This window comes from Pseudomonas sp. PK-RTE-24, from assembly GCF_054052265.1.
Map to the genome: position 1 here is coordinate 2,711,262 of NZ_CM133224.1, position 17,074 is coordinate 2,728,335.

Genomic DNA, 17,074 nt, shown 5'->3' on the forward strand with positions numbered 1-17,074 from the left:
AATCGAACCATGAGTCATACCGATACGAAATACAGGGATTTCATCATTCGCGAATATTCTTCCGACACGCCGGGTTTGCGTTTCCAGGTGATCTACAGCGAAACGGATAAGAGTTTGTTGCTGGAAACCCGCAAGCATGCCGAGCAACTGATCATCGATCGATTGCAACGGATGGCAAATGGAGGAAAAGCCTTTTGATTCTGTCGGGTCACGCTGACGACAAGCGTTCGAAGGTTGCGATCTTTTGATTTTTTCTTGAAAGCACCGAATTGCCCAAGGCGAAGTGGACAGACTTCATTGATGCCATACACCTTGGTGCGAATGGAGCATGTTGGGCACGCCTCCATGCAAAAAGGCGCCACCCCTCACAGGGTGGCGCCTTCTTTTTTTACCGCCGCTACCGCTTATTCCGGCAGTTTGTACGCAATGATGTAGTCACCCATCTTGGTGCCCAGCGAGCCGTGACCGCCAACAACGAGCAGCACGTATTGCTTGCCGTCCTTGCCGGTGTAGGTCATCGGAGTCGCTTGGCCGCCTGCTGGCAGGCGCGATTTCCACAGTTCTTTACCGGTATTCACGTCATAGGCGCGCAGGTACTGGTCAAGGGTGCCGCTGAGGAAGCCGACGCCGCCGGCGGTGACCATCGAACCGCCCATGCTCGGTACGCCGAGGGTGAAGCCGATCGGGATTGGCGAGCTGTCGCGGCTGGTGCCGTTCTTGCGTTTCCACACGACTTTGCCGGTGGTCAGGTCGATACCGGCGACGTAGCCCCAGGCCGGGGCCTGGCACGGTACGCCCAGTGGCGACATGAACGGGTGCATGATCACCGCGTATGGCGCGCCAGTGTTTGGCTGCACGCCCGAGGTTTCGCTCTCGCGCTTGCTGCCGGCTTCGACTTGCTCGCGTGGCACCATTTTCGAGACGAAGGCCATGTAGTTCGGGCTGGTGAACAGCAGTTGGCGAACCGGGTCGACCGAGACGCCGCCCCAGTTGAACACGCCGACGTTACCCGGATAGATCAGGCTGCCCTGTTCCGATGGCGGGGTGTACTGACCTTCGTAACGCAGTTCCTTGAACTGGATGCGGCACAGCATCTGGTCGAACGGGCTGGCGCCCCACATGGCTTTTTCGGTCAGTTCCGGGGCCAGCAGGTTGAGGTCCGAACGGGCCTGGGTCGGTGCGGTGTGGTCGCCTTTCACGGCGCCTTGCGGAACCGGGATTTCCTTGATCGGAATGATCGGCGTGCCGTCACGACGGTCGAGGACGTACAGGCTGCCCTGTTTGGTCGGGGCGATCAGCGCAGGTTTCACGCCGTCAGCGGTTTTCATGTCGAGCAGGGTTGGCTGGCTGCCCACGTCCATGTCCCACAGGTCGTGGTGGGTGAACTGGTAGTTCCAGCGCACTTTACCGGTGGCCAGGTCCAACGCGACGAGGCCGGCGCTGAATTTCTCGGCGCCCGGGGTGCGGTTGCCGCCCCATTGGTCAGGGGTCTGGTTGCCCAGTGGCAGGTAGACCATGCCGAGTTTTTCATCGACGCTGGCCAGCGACCACATGTTCGCCGAGTTGCGGCTGTAGGTTTCGCCCGGGGCCAGAGGCTCGGTGGCGTCCGGCTTGTCGCTGTCCCAGTTCCACACCAGGTGACCGTCGCGCACGTCGAAGGCGCGGATCACGCCCGATGGCTCATTGGTCGATTCGTTGTCGGTAACGTGACCGCCCATGATCACCAGATCACGGGTAATCGCCGCTGGCGAGGTGGAGTAGTAGCCGCCAGCGGTGAACGGGCCGATGCCTTGGGTCAGGTCGACCACGCCGTTGGTGCCGAAGCCTTCGCAGATCTTGCCGGTGTCGGCGTTCAGTGCGATCAGGCGGGCATCAGCAGTTGGCAGGTACAGGCGACGCGGGCAGGCCTGAGCAACGGCCTGGCCGGCTTCAGAGATGACAGCGGAACCGGCATTTTCAGACTTGGCATAGGCGGCTTCGTCGTAGTACGACACGCCACGGCAAGTCATGTGGGCGAAGCCCTTGAAGCCGACCGGGCTCTTGATCTGTGGATCGAAGCGCCAGATTTCCTTGCCGGTGTCCGGGTCCAGTGCCAGCACTTTGCTGTGCGCGGTGCAGGCGTAGACCATGCCGTTGGCTTTGAGCGGGGTGTTTTCGTTGGTCAGCTCGACCGGGTCATCCGCAGTTGGCAGGTCGCCGGTCTGGATGCGCCAGGCTTCTTGCAGCTTGCCGACATTTTCCGGGGTGATCTGCTTGAGCGGCGAGTAGCGGTCACCGAACTCGGTGCGACCGTACGCTTGCCAGTCGCCATCCGGCATGGCCGGTGCGGTGCTGGTCATGTCGGCGGTGTCGCGGCCCAGTTCGCCGAAGGTTTCGCCCGGGTGGGTGAAGAGGCTGGCCAGAGCGGTAACGCCGGCCAGGATCACAGCGACGGTCAGGCCGCCAGTGCCGATTTTCGCCGGGCCGTTGAGCAGCAGCGGACGACGGAACCACGGCAGCAGCATCACGAAACCGAGGACAAACCACAGCGCCAGACGCGGCACCAGTTGCCACCAGTCCAGACCGACTTCCCACAATGCCCAGACAGTGCTGGCAAACAGCACGATGGCGTACAGGCCCAGTGCCGCGCGGCGGCGCATCAGCAGCAGAATGCCGCTCAGCGCGATGCCGATACCGGCCAGCAGATAGTAAAGCGAGCCGCCGAGCATGCTCAGCTTGACTCCCCCGGCCAGCATGGCCAGGCCCATCAGTAGAAGCAGGATGCCGAGCAGGCCCGGTAGCAGACGGCCCCGACTCGAAGCACTTTCGGTGCTCATAGTGTGATTCTCCGTGACGTTTATGTAGTCCCGCGCTGTAGTCACTTTAGATGACGATCTGGCGCAGGCATGGTTCAGATAAAAACTTGTTCGGCTAACGAAATGCATTCCTGTGGGAGCGAGCCTGCTCGCGAAAGCGGTGTATCAGGCAACACTGCAGCGACTGACAGGCCGCATTCGCGAGCAGGCTCGCTCCCACAGGGGCTAACTGTGATCTTTAGAACGACGACTGGATCTTGATCCCGCCGATCAGGGCGTCGTCGACGTCGTTCACGCCACCGGGGTGGCGGATGTATTGCAGGTTGGGGCGCACGGTCAGCCAGTTGGCCACGTGCACGCCGTAATACAGCTCGGCGCTGTATTCGGTGTCCTGCGGTGGCAGGAACGCCGGATTGTCGTAGTCGTAGACGGCGTTGGCGCGGTTGCTCGCCTCGGCGTTCTTGCGATAGGCCGGGTTGACGTGCACACGAGCGAGGGCAAAACCGATGTCGTCCTTGGCGCGGGCATCGAACGGGCCTTTGTAGGTCAGGCCGGCCTGCACGTAGTTGTCGATGGCGTTGGTTTTCTTGTCATGCATCGTCGCGTTGGCGAACAGGCTCAAACCGCGCGAGTGGTCGCTGGCGATACTGGTCACCTGTTGCTGCACGCCCAGCCATACGCCGTGCTTGCTCGAGGCACTGCGATAGGCTTCGCCGCTCAGCGCTGCCGGTTGGTCATTGCGGTCTTTATAGACGTCAGAGGCCTTGGCATTGCTGTAGTAATAACCGGCGCGGTATTCGCCCGGCAGACCGTTGAGCTTCGGCGTCCACACCAGTTCGACCGGCAGGATCGCGCCTTGCGTGCCGCTGCCGCTGAGTTTGAAGCCGTTGCCGCGATCGAGGTTCGACGGGTTCTGCTCGTAGGCGCCGACCTGCGCGTACAGCTCGGGCGTCAGGTGATATTTGACCCGCAGCGCCCATTGGCTGACCGGCCAGTTGTACCAGATGCCGCCGACCCAGTTGCCGACCTGCGAGCCGCAGAAGGCCAGGTTCTGGAAGTCGCAAGGGAAGCTGTTGAAGTCTTCGCCTTCGCCGAAGCGGCCGACCTTGATATCGAGCTTCTGATCGAAGAATTTCTGCTGATACCACATCTGCGTCAGGCGAGTGGTCTGGCCACGACCCCAGACTTCCTGGGCGGAAGTGAATCCGCCAACGCGCGGGTCGTTGATGCGGTCGTTGCTGATGTTGTTGCCACTGCGCTTGGTGATGGTCAGCTGAAATTCAGCGTCGTTCCAACCGAGGATCTTTTGCAGATCCAGATGGGTACCGAGGCCGAACTGGTCGCTGTAGCGCGCAGTGCGGTCGTGGTCATAGCCGCCATGCAGGTTGCTGCCCATTTCGCCGGTGTAATCGAGTTTGAAGTCGTAGCCTTTTTCCGCAAGTTCCGTGCGCGTGCCGTTCCAGTCACCGAGCATGTACGGTGATTCACTGTCGAAGGCCGGCGCCGCGTGGGCGCAAGTGGCAAGGCCGAGGGCGGTGCAGCCGCCAAGGGTGCGCAGGGCAGAGATAGCGCTGTCTCGGGAGAAGGAAAAGTCAGGCATGAAGAAGTCTTTTTTTGATGTTTTCAGGTGCAGGCCGAGCGCTTCAGATTGTCGCAGGCAGTGAAGCGTTTCAGCGGAAGGGCGGCAGGATAATGATCTGTAACAAATTGAGAAAGCGCTTTTGCAGACATGCAGCGTTTCGGATTCGGTAACAGTGCGGCAAACGGGCGCATTGTGAGTCGGGCCACAGCCTGCGATCTTCCCGGGTTGGCCTACATTTGCAGGAAGGCCTTCCACCTGCTCTGCCCCTCGGCTAAGGTGCGCGGCTTCTGCATATCACTTCGCCCAAAGGCCCGGCATGAACGAACAATCCCCCGATCCGCTGCACGGCGTGACCCTCGAACAGATCCTCAATGCACTGGTGACTCACTACGAGTGGTCGGGGCTGGCCGAGCGTATCGACATCCGTTGCTTCAAGAGCGATCCGAGCATCAAGTCGAGCCTGACCTTCCTGCGTAAAACCCCGTGGGCGCGGGAAAAGGTCGAGCGCCTGTACGTTAAGCTGATGCGCACCAAGCGACCGCTCTGAGATGGACAGCGCGAGGCGCCGACGCCTGATCACCGGCCTGGCCGTGTTGGGCTGGGCCGGATTGACGATTCAGCTGTACCTCATCTTCTTCGCACGATTGAGCATCGGCGCCAGCCTGCTGGGCGGGCTGGTGAGTTTTTTCAGCTACTTCACCATATTGACCAACACCTTGGTGGCGACGGTGTTGACCTGCGCGGTCACCGAGCGCGAATCCGCCGCACGGCGCTGGTTTCTGCAACCGTGGGTCAGCAGTGGAATCGCGGTGAGTATCGCCGTCGTCGGTCTGGCCTACAGCATTCTGTTACGGCATTTGTGGCACCCCGAAGGCTGGCAGTTTGTTGCCGATGAGTTGCTCCACGACGTCATGCCATTGCTGTTTCTCGGCTATTGGTGGCGCTGCGTCCCCAAAGGCACGTTGCGCCTGTGGCATCTGCCGCTGTGGCTGATCTATCCGCTGGTGTACTTCATCTATGCCTTGCTGCGCGGGCATCTGCTCGGCGCCTATGCGTACCCGTTCATTGATGTGGCGGTGTTGGGTTATCCACAGGTGCTGGCGAATGCCGGGGGGATATTGGTGGGGTTTGTGTTGGTGGGGGTGCTGATTATCGGCCTCGACCGCAAATTGTCCGCACGAAGTTGAGATCCAGTGTGGGAGCGAGCCTGCTCGCGAATGCGGTGCGTCAGCCAGCAAATCTTTCGACTGTGCCGATGCCTTCGCGAGCAGGCTCGCTCCCACAAGGGTGATATGGGTCAGGAAGAGATCACTCCTCCTCAGAGCCCTCGGCGCGCCAGTAGCCGACCGCCTTGATGAACTGTTCATCGAGCCCATGCTCATCGATCAGTACCCGGCGGATCTGCCGTGAGACCTTGGTTTCGGTCGCCACCCATGCGTACAGATTGCCCTTGGGCACCTGCAATTGCTTGACGGTAGCCAGCAGGTTGTCCTTGCCGCCTTCGCGCAGCACCCAGATCACATTGAACGGCGCTGCGCTTTCCAGCACTTGCTGCTCAGCGCCGTTTTCCACTTCGATCACCACCAGCGCCTTGCGATTCGCCGCGAGGTGTTCGAGGCGGCGGGCGATGGCGGGGAGGGCGGTTTCGTCGCCGATCAGCAGATAGCTGTCAAAGATGTCCGGCACGATCATCGACCCGCGTGGCCCGCCGATGTGCAGGAACTGCCCCGGTTGTGCCTGCTCGGCCCAGGTCGAGGCGGGGCCGTCGCCGTGCAGGACGAAATCGATGTCCAGCTCCATTTTTTCCAGGTCGTAACGACGTGGGGTGTAGTCGCGCATCTCGGGCATCGGCCCGTTGTCCTTGCCGGCGCCCAGTTGCATCGTCTCCAGCGCCGCCGCTTGTTCGGCGTTCTGCGGGAACAGCAGTTTGACGTGATCGTCCGTGCCCAGGCTGATGAACCCGGCCAGTTCCGGCCCGCCGAGGGTGATGCGGCGCATGCGTGGGGTCAGGTCGGTGACGCGCAGCACTTCAAGCTTGCGCCGTTTGATTTCGTGCATCACGCGGTGAATGGTTTGAGTATCGACTGCAGTCATTCGGCTTTCTCCGTGGCAGGTTGAACGGCAGGGCCGTCGACGATGGCTTTGGCGGTGTCGTTGAGCAGGTCGCGCACGCGCAGGATTTCCTCGGCGCTCCAGCGCCCGTGGTGCAGCTGCAAGGCATGGCGCAGGTTGTGCACCGCTTCGTGGATTTCCGGCGGACGATCATGGCCGCGCAGCGAGCGCTTGCTGACGTCAATGCGCATGCGTACGCCGTCGAGCGCCACCGCTTGTTCACTTAAAGACAAACGACCGGCGTCGGTGACGCTGTAACGCTTTTTGCCGGCCTCGGCATCACCGGCAATCAAATCGCTCTCTTCCAGAAAGGTCAGGGTCGGGTAGATCACCCCGGGGCTCGGGCTGTAAGCGCCATCGAACATGCCTTCGATCTGGCGGATCAGGTCGTAGCCGTGGCAGGGCTGCTCGGCGATCAGCGCCAGCAACAGCAATTTCAAGTCGCCGGGGGCAAAAACTCGCGGGCCGCGACCGCCGCGTTCGCGACCGGGGCGTTTCTCGAAGCCGTCGCGGCCATCGCCGTGCTCGCGATGGGGGGAATGATGGTCTCTCATTTCGCTTCTCTCTCGTCGTATTTAGATACAACTTAAGATATATCTTAAGGGTTGCGCAAGACGTTTTTGGCCTTGTCCTGAGCTTGACGGACGAGCGGTCAAAGCGAAAAAGAGCCGGAAAAAGTTTTTTGATCAATAAATCAAAGCGGTGACCGTAAAGTTAAAGTTATCGCTCTAGTTGTACTTGAGTATATGTTCTAATTCCTCGCAAGTTGCCGCGTTAAAGCGGCTAAGTTGCTGTATGGTTTTTTGCCTGTAACTGTGTGTAGGGCGCAACTTACAGCGAATGTTGCAAGTATCTGTTTTTTGTTCTTTTTTCTGGCGGGGTGTGAGGTTGTTTAACTACGAGTTTGTCGGAAGTTGCCTGCTTACATTCCAGAGGCAACAGCCGATGATGCCCGCCATTGAAAGTTCAAGTTGCTCTGGCGGTCGATGAGCAAATGGTTTGTGAACTTTCAATGACACCCCCTATATAAAGCAAACAGGTACTGAACGATGTTCAAGAAAATCGCAATCGCTGCTCCACTGGCTCTTCTGGCAATGTCCTCCACTGCCTTCGCTGCGGGCGAAGCGTCGCACTCCATCAGCCTGATCGCTCATGTGCCAACCAACGGTTTCTATGTGGTGCCGACTGATCCGGATCTGGTCAACAAAGACCAGGACATGAGCTATCAGCCGACCACCGGCAAGATGGCCGACGTCAACGGTTTCTTCGATGTGCGCAATAACAACGGTTCGGTTCACGCCAGCCTGGAAAGCCTGCCGAAACTGGTTGCCGGCAATACCTCGATCGACCTGCAGGTCATGCTCAACAACAAGGAACTGACCCTGACCCCGCAAATGGTCGTCGGTGAATCCGAGTCGGATGTGAACTACCGCGCCCCGCTGAAAATCTCCGCCAAAGGCAGCAACTTCCAGCCGGGTGACTACACCGGTTCCGTGGCGATGATCTTCGACGCCGTGCCACCGGTTGGCGGCAACTGATCGACTGATCAGGTCCAAAACGCTCGCTTTTCAGCAGTGGCGTCAACCGACGGGGCAGGCAGTGATGTTTGCCCCGACGGATTTTCATTGTCAGTCAATCAGAGTACGAGTTCATGTTCCCGATGACACCCATCGCGGCTGCGCTTGCGCTGTTGTTTTGTGCCAGCGCAGCCGTCGCATCCAACACCGCCGGTACGACGCCACGCAGTTTGCTGGCGCAGGCCAAAGGCTTGCCAGCGGATTTCGAGGAGCATTTCTTTGATGTGCCTCTGGCGGTGCGGGTCGAAGTCGACCAACAGCCGTTGGGTGAGGCCATGGTGGTGTTGTCCCGCGATGATCGCATCACCCTTCTCGAATTCACCGACACCAGCGAAAACCGCTTCGGCCCCGCTGAACGGGAAAAATGGGCAAGCTACCTCAAACCCGGCGTGCCATTAGGTGCGTGCAGCGGTTCCTGCCCCGACCAGTTTCTCGCGGTGCATTACAACCTGGAAAGTTCGCTGGTATCGATCGTCACCGAAAACGCCGAACGCGACCTTCAAGCCAAGCGTTATTACGAGCAACCGAGCGGCGGTAGCAGCGGCCTGATGGTGCGCAACCAGCTCAACCTCAACGGTGGCCAGGATCAGGACCTCGGCGGACGCTTTGGCCTGGAAGCCAGTTCAAGCCTGGGCAACTGGAGCCAGACGCTGAATCTGCAATTGGCCCGGCTTGGTGGCCCCGACGACAAGCTCTACCACGCCGTGCACGAGCTGCACACCCAGCGCGAACTGCAAGGCAGTTTCTTGCGCCTGGGTTATTTCACCCCCAATTCCGAAGGGCTGACGCGCCAGCCGCGCACGTTTGGCACCAGCCCCGATACGGCGGTCGGCCTCATGTACGGCAGCTCCGACAGCCTCGCGATCAACAGCCCGATGCCCAGCGTTTACCCGATCTACGTGACAGCCAACCGGCAGGGTTCGGTGGAGATCTGGCGCGACGGTCTGTTGATCAATACCCAATCGGTGCCGGCCGGTTTGCAGACCCTCGACACCCGGCCGCTGCCCGGCGGTATTTATGAAGTGGAAGTGCGCCTGATCGAAGACGGCCAGATCACCTCCACCACCCAGGAGTTGGTGTACAAGCCCAGCAACTGGCGCAACCTTGACGAACGCTGGCGCTACAACGTGTTTGCCGGTGAAGAAAGCAAACTGCTGAGCAACTGGGACACGCAATCGAGCGGCAGTCCCACCGCCGGTGCGGCGGTCAATTACCTGCTGCACCCACGGGTGATTGTCGGCGCGTCGGCGCGGCAGATCCGCGAAAAACTGCAATACGGTACTTCCATCGACTGGACCCTGGCCAACCACGTCAGCCTGTATGCCAATGTCTACAAGACCGAGGATTACGGCACCGGTCTGGACCTGCAAAGCCTCTACAACTATGGCGCGGGCAGTCTGGTGATCAGCCACAACCGCAGCTGGCTCGACACCACCAACACCTACGACACGCTGCCGGACGGCACGCGCGTTCGCCCACGTAACGTGTTTGTCGGCCAGACCAGCAATTCGTCGCTGGCGCTCAACCATCGGCTGAGCAGCAAGAGTTCGGTCAATGCCCGGGTCTCGCACAGCGAAGGCAATGTCGAAGGCGTGGGCGTGGATCTGGGCTGGACCCAGCGCGCCGTATTGCTGGGCAGTGATGCCAGTTGGCGCCTGTCGGTCTTTGATCGCCCGGGCAGTTTCAGCAGTGGCGATGCGCGCAATCGCGGCGTCGATCTGAGCATCAACCTGGCGTTGGGCGCTCCCGGTCAGCAGCTCACCGGCAGCATCGGTTCACGCACGGCCCGCGACGGCAAACGCGACAACAATGCTTCGCTCGGCTGGCGCAAGGATTTCAAGGATCACGTGCTGCAAAGCGTCTCGGTGACGGCGCTTACCGACACTTACGGCCTGGGCATGTCGAGCCTGACCAATTTCCGCACCGACGCGGTAAACGGCGACGCCTTCGTCCAGCGCTCTTCCTACAACGGCAACTTCACTGGCGGGCTCAACCTCGACAGCACACTGGTGGTCGGCGGCGAAAAGATGCTGCTGACCAGCCAGAGCGACGTGCGCGGTGCCGGAATGATCGTCGATGTCGAGTCGGATATCGACGACATCGTCCTGCGGGCCGACGACTACAGCGGCGGCGGTGCCGCGCTGAAGCCGGGGCGCAATTTCATTCCGATCACCGCTTATCAGAACAGCTCGGTGAGCTTCGACTTCGAAGGCAACACCGTACCGGCCGCCACCATCGAACCGGCGCGAACCCGCTATCACCTGAACAAGGGCGGCATCGAGTATCGCAAGGTTCGCGTGATGAAAACCCTCACCGTGCTCGGTCGCCTGGTCGATGCAAGCGGGCGGCCGCTCAAGGGCCACCACGTGATCAACCACGCCAGCCGTGGCGTGACCGAAGTCGACGGTTTCTTCTCGATGGAAATGAACGCCGGTTCACCCACCCTGGAAGTGCGCCAGGGCAACCAGTTGCTGTGCCAGTTCCGCTTGAACGAGGCCGACCACCGCAGCGAAAACGACGTGTTGATGATCGGCGATCTGCGTTGCACCCCAGACACCCTCGCCGACGTCACTACCACCGAAATGAAGGCAGGCTGAGCATATGAAAATCTTCCAGGCAGGCTGCGCGCTGACGCTGGCGTTGGCCATGTCCACCGCCCATGGGTTCAATCAGGAAATCCGTGCGACGTTTCAGCCTGACCCGACGCAGCCAGGCAAGAATCTGTTCGTGAACAAAACCCCCAACACCGGCTACTGCGCAAGCTACCCGGCGCAATGCGCCGACCACAACATTTTCAGCATCGAGATGCCTGTACGGTTCGACTCCACACGCTTCATCTCACGCGGTGAACCGATGCTGGTGAAAGCCCCGGCCGACTGGCGACAATTGACAGTTACCAATATGCAAACGCAGGAAACCGAAACCGTCGAAGTGCGCATCATCGGTATCGGCTCCACGTACATTCTGGGCGATTCCGCGACCAGCATCACCGGCGTGTCAGACGTGGCTGAAGCGCATGACAAATTATGGGACTCCAGCGGTTGGGTTTATGTGCCGGAACCCTGCCGTTACAGCGGTGTGGCGTCCTACGGTACGCACAGTTATCGCTTCTTCTGGAAGACCCCGGTGCAAGCTGGCTGCTCCAAAAATGTCGCTTACCGTCTCCCGTCAATAGCTTTCGACAAGATGGATTTTGCTTATGAATTAAGGACTCCCAATCCGTTGGGCATGTCTACCGGGCAATATACCGGCTCGGTTACTTACACCTTGGGAGGCGGCCGCGATTTTGTTCTGGGCGGCCTCTTGCTGCAGCCCGACGACCCCACGCTGACCCTGGATTTCGTCCTCGACGTGCAACACACCCTCAAGGTCGACCTGCCCCCCGGCGGCACTCGGGTCACGCTTGAGCCCGTAGGTGGCTGGGAGCCATGGATCAACAGCGGCCGCAAACCCACGCGGATATTTGCCGACCAGGTCTTCTACATTTCGGCCTCATCGCGTTTCAAGGTCATGATGTTGTGCAATTCCTACGGCGGAAACGTCTGCAACCTGGGTAGCCCGAAGGGCGATACGGCCCCGGTTCATGTCTCGATGAGTTTGCCTTCGGGCATCAGCGGCCCCGGCGGCGGTCCGGTTAACCGGATTTCCCTGGATTTCAATCGCTGGTCAGCGCCGTTTCAGCCTGGCGTGTATGTCGAGCGCAAGCCTGGATATCTTCATTTTGATATGACATCGAAAGACATCGACTTCCTGCTCAGGCCGGGCAAGAACGACCGTTTGCGCGGCAACGTCACCATTATCTGGGATTCGGAAGTATGAGCGTCCTGGTCCGCTTTCACTCAACGTTCATGGAGTTCAACACGATGAACCGTGGTCTTTTGCTGGGCCTGCTCAGCGTTTTTTGCCTGACGGCGCAGGCCGGGCCGCAGATCAATGTCGGCACCGTTTACGACTATCTGGAAGCCGACAAGAGCACCTATCTCAAACGGGTTTTCAACAGCGGCGACGCCACCGCATTCGTCAAGATCAATGTGCTCGAAATCGTTTACGACGACGCCGGCACGCCCAAGGAAATTGCTGTCGAGAACGCCGCCGATGGCGCCTCGCGCAACGGCCTGATGGCCAGCCCGGCGCGGCTGATCGTCCCGGCGCAAGGCATGCAGGGCACACGCTTGCTGTACATGGGCGAACGGGATCGAGAACGCTATTTCCGCGTGCGCTTCGTGCCCGTGGTGCCGGAAAAGGAAGACGATTTTGTCGTCACCGGTGAAGAGCGGGAGGATTACAAAAAGTCGCTGTCGGCCGGCGTCAACGTCATGACCGGGTTTGGCACGATCTTCTTTGTCCGCCCCAGGGACGCGCGTTACGCCACGGCGATCAACGAAACCGAGAGTCGCTACGAACTGCGCAACAACGGCAATACCGTGGTGATCGTCGATGAGTTCAAGAGCTGTTCGCTCAGCAAGGAAAGCGATTGCGGGGCGACCACCAAACACCATGTGCTGGCGGGCAAGTCCTTTGCCTTCAACAAGGAAAAGGGCCGTGAGTACCGCTTCTTTCTGATCGAAGGCAGCGACAAGAAAACCATGAAAGTCGCCAGCCGCTAGGCCGGTTTTCCATTCACGCATCAGGTAGCCAACATGATCAAGCAATGCACCGCCGCCCTGCTGGCGGTCGCCGCCGCGTTGACCGCGGCAGTGACGTGGGCCGCCCGGGAGGAGCACACCTTCGAAGTGTCGCTGACCATTCCCAGCCGACCCTTCTACATCATTCCGGCACAACCGGACTGGATTCACCGTCCGCAGGTGCTGGCCTGGCAGCACGCCACGGACAGCCTGGGCAATCTGGAAAAATCTTTCGACATGCGGCATGACAGCAGCGCCATCGAGGCGCGTCTGGCCACCGAGCCATTCCTTGATACCGGCACAACGGGTGAAGTGATTGAGCTGCGGGTGACGTTCAATGACGTCGTGCTGAGTTCGCACATCATTCCGCAACAAGTGCTTTCGGAAGAAGAGGCGGCTGTCGGTAAACGTGTGCTGCTGAAAATCGAGCCCATCAAACCGCCGGGTGGCTACCGCCCCGGTCATTACAGCGGCAACGTCGTGCTGTTGTTCAGCGCCAGCGCGCCAAACGGCAATGACGCTGATGCCTGAATGTCATACGCGGTGGGTATCGCAAGCATGACCAGGGTCCGTCGGCAGATTCGGCCAGCCTGAAACGCTCGCCGAATGCCGTGTGATGGTTTCAGAGTCCGGCCCTGTCGAGGGCTTCGCGACTCAAGGCGCGGGATAGCTCGTTGCGCTCGTAGCTGATTTTGTCGGCCAGCTTCCTGTACTCCCGGTCGCTGCTGAACACCTGGCTGTCGAGCTGACGGAATTTTTCTTCGAACAGGCGCAGATTTTCCTGATAACGGTCAGGATAGGTATTGCGCAGGTAATCCTCCCAGAAAGGATCGGTATAGAGATCGATCATGCCGTTGACCAGGCCATCCCCTTGTTCGCGCTGGATGATTCTCTGGTAGGCAGCGTTGAGCTTTTCCTCGGTGATCCCGGCCCGAGGCTGCACAGGCATGCCCTCTGCTTGCCAGGGCAAATCCAGACGCTCGCCCAGGCCCGCTTCGAACGCCCGATGAATCTGGATTTCGTCCGGCGCCGGCAGGCGCGGATCGATCAGGTGTTGCTGTTGCTGGCGACTGACCTCCATGGCGGCCTCATCGCTGACCCGATCAAGGCGAGCCGCGCTGCGCGCCAGACGCACGAGTCTGTCTTCCAGCTGCGAGGCCGATGCCGTTTCGTTGTAGGCCTTGGATACCAGGACTTTGAGCCCCAGTGAATTGAACAGCTGCTGGCCCAGATCAGCGCAGTCCTGTGCAGACACGTTCTGCTCGAAGAGCTTTTTGCGCAGATGTTCGTCGAGCGCCGCCGCATCGACCATGTCCCAGACCCGTGCGGTCAAATTCCGCCGCCCCGCGTCAGTCCCGTAATCGGCGGATTCGCGTTGCTTGCGGATCACGCTGAAAAAGCCGGCGGAATCAGGCTCGGCCATCAGGTCATGCCAGGACTGCTCGCGGTATCGGCTGAAGGCTGCCGAAGGGTGGGACGGATCCGCATTGGCGGGCATCAACTTCCAGTAATCAAGCTCATCGGCGGCGGCGGATGAATAACCGGGCACGACGCTCAACCCTACCGACTGGCGATACTCGCCAAGACGCCGCAACTGGTCACTGTCGAATTTGGCAACACTGATCCGTGCGCGAGCCAGCAGGCGCGCCTGATCGCTACCGGGTTCGACCCGGGGCAGGGTGTCCAGCGGATTGTCTCGCATGTCCAGGTAGAAGCCTTTCGGGCGCTGCCGTATCTGTCCATCGACTTCAAGCCATCCTGCCGGCCAATCGCGAATGCGCGTATTGACCAGGTTCAGTTCGACCAGTTGCTCCATGCGCCCGATATCCGGCGGCACACGCAGGTTGTTGCCATTGAGATTCAGGCTGTGCAAGCGGGTGAGATTGCTCAGGCGCGTGCTTGAGTCATAGGTCAGTTCAATGCTGTTGTGCGACAGGTCCAGCGTCTGCAACTGATGCATTTTTCCGAGGGCAGCCGGCACCTCCTTGAAACCGCAGCGTTGGGCGCTCAATTGCCGCAGATTCGGGAAACTCGCCAGCAGGCTGTCCGGTGTGGTTGAAAGCGCAACGTTGGTGATGTTCAGTCCGGTAATCCGGTCGAAGTATTGCTGCATCCCGGGACGCCGTCGCAAGTCGCGCCACCATGACTCAAGGTTCGGTAGCGGCAGTTCGGCTGAAAGGTCCAGCGTATAGCCGTGTTCCGGATGGGGATTGCGTGCGCCGGGCCGTTCGTTCTCGCGTTTGAAGCACTTCCTCAACTGCTGCTCGATGTACAAGCCGCCCTCGCGGACGAAATCCGTTGGCAGCGCGATCAGTTCCCCGTTGTCTTCAATGACGGGGGTGTAACTGCTGCGCCAGCTGTCGAGGGCGTTGTCGAGCACTTCGCGTTCGCGCTCAAGGTCGGCGATGGCGCGTTCGCTGTTGCCCTTTTTTTCCAGCGCCGCCAGGAAACCCGCGACCTCTCTGTCGTTGAGTTTCGGGTACAACTGTCTGAGCCGCTGTTCCGGGGTTTTTGCCGCCCAGGGCCAGCCGCGTAGAAGAATCTCCGTCTCGCGGGGGGCGACCGTTCGGATCGGCGGTTGCGCCAGAGCAATACGGCGTTCGGCTGGCGGGGCGCACTGTTCCATGATCCACAGTTTCAAGGCGCGGCCCTGACCGCGCTGATAACCGGTACTCGCCAGCGTTTCGAGCGGTACGGCGCGCAGGATGGCTTCGTGGAAGTCGCTACTGTCATGCAGCAACTGACCCTTGGCGTCGCGCACTTCATAACGGCCTTTGCCACGCCTCAGCAGCTGCCTTACGGTGCTGGCGTCTTGCGGCCCGACACTGCAGCGCAACGGACCGTGCGGGCTGCCGTCGAACACTTCGATGCGCAGGTCGGCAAAGGTGTCGGTGTGGATTTTCAGCGTATTGAGCGCCAGGCGTTCGGTCTGTTCGGTCATCAGATCGTCCCGATAAAAACCGTCGTACGCGCGACTGGCCGACGCCTCGAAATCCAGCTCCCGGGCCTGATTCTTCAGGCGTAGCGGCAAGTGCTGTTCGTCGCTGATGCGTTGCCGTTCGGCGACGCGAGCCTGGCTCAGAACCGTCTCGGCCAAGGGCAATGGCAGATCCGGAAACGACTGTCTGATCACGGCAATGTCGGCGTGGCCGTTGCGCTGCCCGGCCTGGTACAGATGGCGGGCGACGGCGCTGCGCTGCTCATTGAGCGCGTCGGCCAGTTGACCGCGCAGGACCTCGACCCGTTGCTCGGCAGTGACCATCGGGCCGAGCAGATGATTGAACTCGTCGTCGCGCAGGAACCCGGCGACCCGCTCGGGCAAATGTCCGGCGTTGAGATCAGCCTGGCTGATGCGCAACGTGTCGGCTTCGGACGCCAGCGCGTTGCCGTATTTATGCGAGTAGCCGGTCAGGTCCTGACGCGCGAAAACCTCCAGCGCGCGTCGCGGCGGCCAGCCCGGCAGGCTGGTCAGCATCGGCTCCAGCCATACCGCATCGGCATCGATCGGTTTGCCGTTACGCAGGTTCTGCACAGCCTCGATGACATCCTCGTATGCACTGACGCGCCTGACCGTGTCGGCCAGCAGCGGCGGTGGCGGGCTGTTGTCGCTATGCATGCGACGCAGTTCATCGTGGCTGGTGCCGCTGCTGCGCCGGATGTCCTCCAGTTGCACAGGCGTGAAGCGCTCGACGCTGTGACCCAGGCGAGGCATCAGCCGGGCGTCGGGCCAGTCGCCTGGCGATTCTGCTTCATGCAGCCAGGCGCCGTGACCGTTGTGTTCGATCCGTGGCTGGTAGGCATTTTCTCGATTCGGATGTTTGATCCGGTGGTTTTTGCTGGTGGCATCGGCGGAGGCTTTTTCCACCACATAGAGCTTGCCTTCCAGCGGCAGGACGCTGGCGCTGGCATGTTGATGCAGACCGTGACGATCGGGCTTCGATTGCGCTGCCAGGCTCAGCTCGTCGCGTGCATAAGGGCTTAGGTCGCGATGCCACAGGCTTGGTTTGCCGTCGGGCAATTTGACCGGTTGCATGGCATCGACCTGCGGTGAGAGTTTTATCCGCAACGTTTCGCCAATCTGCGCGCCGGCGCCGAACGCAGCCAGTTGAATGACATCGGTCACCACACTGATGACATGTCCGGCAGCTTCCTCCCAGACGCCTTCGGCCAGATCGACGATGCCTTCAATTACATCGCTGGTCAGTTGATAGGCGGTATAGGCCATCATCACCTCGCCCAGACCAGGCACAAAGGGCGTGGCAATCAGCAGGGCGACGTTGAAGATGTCCGAGACGATCCGCTTGAAGTTGTCCCACCATGCCCAGCGTGCGTTGCTATCGGCATCGGCGGTCGAGACAGCGATTTGCCGCGCATCATTGATGA

At 60.3% G+C, this 17,074-nt stretch carries 13 protein-coding genes; 8 read left to right on the top strand and 5 right to left on the bottom strand.

Annotation, left to right across the window (positions count from 1 at the left end):
- Window positions 1–9 precede the first annotated feature (9 nt).
- Window positions 10–198 carry a hypothetical protein gene (locus ACV8MC_RS12225; protein ID WP_041479908.1) on the top strand — a complete coding sequence of 63 codons (189 nt, stop codon included), beginning with the start codon at window positions 10–12 and terminating at the stop codon, window positions 196–198.
- A gap of 206 nt (window positions 199–404) precedes the next feature.
- Here ACV8MC_RS12225 and ACV8MC_RS12230 read toward each other — a convergent pair whose 3' ends face one another.
- Window positions 405–2,816: a glucose/quinate/shikimate family membrane-bound PQQ-dependent dehydrogenase gene (locus ACV8MC_RS12230; RefSeq protein ID WP_095181723.1), complete on the bottom strand. Its 2,412-nt coding sequence runs from the start codon at window positions 2,814–2,816 to the stop codon at window positions 405–407.
- 217 nt (window positions 2,817–3,033) lie between these two features.
- Window positions 3,034–4,395, bottom strand: a complete 1,362-nt coding sequence (locus tag ACV8MC_RS12235; RefSeq protein ID WP_406227334.1) for a carbohydrate porin — start codon at window positions 4,393–4,395, stop codon at window positions 3,034–3,036.
- Window positions 4,396–4,693: 298 nt separating this feature from the next.
- On the opposite strand from ACV8MC_RS12235, the gene ACV8MC_RS12240 reads away from it, so the two are divergent.
- Entirely contained in the window at window positions 4,694–4,924 is a 231-nt protein-coding gene (locus ACV8MC_RS12240; protein ID WP_016773359.1) for a VF530 family protein, read from the top strand.
- Between the two features lies 1 nt (window position 4,925).
- Complete coding sequence (locus ACV8MC_RS12245) at window positions 4,926–5,564, top strand: Pr6Pr family membrane protein (protein WP_095181724.1); 639 nt, start codon at window positions 4,926–4,928, stop codon at window positions 5,562–5,564.
- Between the two features lie 121 nt (window positions 5,565–5,685).
- Here the strand turns inward: ACV8MC_RS12245 and ACV8MC_RS12250 are convergent, their stop codons facing one another.
- Entirely contained in the window at window positions 5,686–6,471 is a 786-nt protein-coding gene (locus ACV8MC_RS12250; RefSeq protein WP_056790103.1) for a siderophore-interacting protein, read from the bottom strand.
- Window positions 6,468–7,043, bottom strand: coding sequence for a PadR family transcriptional regulator (locus ACV8MC_RS12255; RefSeq protein WP_016773362.1), 576 nt, complete (start codon window positions 7,041–7,043; stop codon window positions 6,468–6,470). Before ACV8MC_RS12255 ends, ACV8MC_RS12250 begins: the two co-directional genes overlap by 4 nt.
- A gap of 495 nt (window positions 7,044–7,538) precedes the next feature.
- On the opposite strand from ACV8MC_RS12255, the gene ACV8MC_RS12260 reads away from it, so the two are divergent.
- The 5 genes from ACV8MC_RS12260 (at window position 7,539) to ACV8MC_RS12280 (ending at window position 13,222) form a co-directional block, all read left to right on the top strand.
- The gene (locus ACV8MC_RS12260; protein WP_041479903.1) at window positions 7,539–8,027 is read left to right on the top strand and encodes a CS1 type fimbrial major subunit; all 489 of its coding nucleotides are present in this window, start codon (window positions 7,539–7,541) and stop codon (window positions 8,025–8,027) included.
- Window positions 8,028–8,140: 113 nt separating this feature from the next.
- Window positions 8,141–10,663, top strand: coding sequence for a TcfC E-set like domain-containing protein (locus tag ACV8MC_RS12265; protein ID WP_056790099.1), 2,523 nt, complete (start codon window positions 8,141–8,143; stop codon window positions 10,661–10,663).
- Between the two features lie 4 nt (window positions 10,664–10,667).
- Window positions 10,668–11,885, top strand: a complete 1,218-nt coding sequence (locus ACV8MC_RS12270) for a hypothetical protein (RefSeq protein ID WP_150638600.1) — start codon at window positions 10,668–10,670, stop codon at window positions 11,883–11,885.
- 44 nt (window positions 11,886–11,929) lie between these two features.
- Window positions 11,930–12,673, top strand: coding sequence for a molecular chaperone (locus tag ACV8MC_RS12275; protein ID WP_150638601.1), 744 nt, complete (start codon window positions 11,930–11,932; stop codon window positions 12,671–12,673).
- A 33-nt stretch (window positions 12,674–12,706) separates the two neighbouring features.
- Window positions 12,707–13,222, top strand: a complete 516-nt coding sequence (locus ACV8MC_RS12280) for a CS1 type fimbrial major subunit (RefSeq protein ID WP_041479899.1) — start codon at window positions 12,707–12,709, stop codon at window positions 13,220–13,222.
- 91 nt (window positions 13,223–13,313) lie between these two features.
- Here ACV8MC_RS12280 and ACV8MC_RS12285 read toward each other — a convergent pair whose 3' ends face one another.
- Complete coding sequence (locus tag ACV8MC_RS12285; RefSeq protein ID WP_457265397.1) at window positions 13,314–16,919, bottom strand: NEL-type E3 ubiquitin ligase domain-containing protein; 3,606 nt, start codon at window positions 16,917–16,919, stop codon at window positions 13,314–13,316.
- Window positions 16,920–17,074 lie beyond the last annotated feature (155 nt).

Coding starts and splice junctions, on each gene's coding strand:
- ACV8MC_RS12225 (WP_041479908.1), top strand. CDS start 10: ATGAGTCATACCGATACGAAATACAGGGATTTCATCATTCGCGAATAT.
- ACV8MC_RS12230 (WP_095181723.1), bottom strand. CDS start 2,816: ATGAGCACCGAAAGTGCTTCGAGTCGGGGCCGTCTGCTACCGGGCCTG.
- ACV8MC_RS12235 (WP_406227334.1), bottom strand. CDS start 4,395: ATGCCTGACTTTTCCTTCTCCCGAGACAGCGCTATCTCTGCCCTGCGC.
- ACV8MC_RS12240 (WP_016773359.1), top strand. CDS start 4,694: ATGAACGAACAATCCCCCGATCCGCTGCACGGCGTGACCCTCGAACAG.
- ACV8MC_RS12245 (WP_095181724.1), top strand. CDS start 4,926: ATGGACAGCGCGAGGCGCCGACGCCTGATCACCGGCCTGGCCGTGTTG.
- ACV8MC_RS12250 (WP_056790103.1), bottom strand. CDS start 6,471: ATGACTGCAGTCGATACTCAAACCATTCACCGCGTGATGCACGAAATC.
- ACV8MC_RS12255 (WP_016773362.1), bottom strand. CDS start 7,043: ATGAGAGACCATCATTCCCCCCATCGCGAGCACGGCGATGGCCGCGAC.
- ACV8MC_RS12260 (WP_041479903.1), top strand. CDS start 7,539: ATGTTCAAGAAAATCGCAATCGCTGCTCCACTGGCTCTTCTGGCAATG.
- ACV8MC_RS12265 (WP_056790099.1), top strand. CDS start 8,141: ATGTTCCCGATGACACCCATCGCGGCTGCGCTTGCGCTGTTGTTTTGT.
- ACV8MC_RS12270 (WP_150638600.1), top strand. CDS start 10,668: ATGAAAATCTTCCAGGCAGGCTGCGCGCTGACGCTGGCGTTGGCCATG.
- ACV8MC_RS12275 (WP_150638601.1), top strand. CDS start 11,930: ATGAACCGTGGTCTTTTGCTGGGCCTGCTCAGCGTTTTTTGCCTGACG.
- ACV8MC_RS12280 (WP_041479899.1), top strand. CDS start 12,707: ATGATCAAGCAATGCACCGCCGCCCTGCTGGCGGTCGCCGCCGCGTTG.
- ACV8MC_RS12285 (WP_457265397.1), bottom strand. CDS start 16,919: ATGATGGCCTATACCGCCTATCAACTGACCAGCGATGTAATTGAAGGC.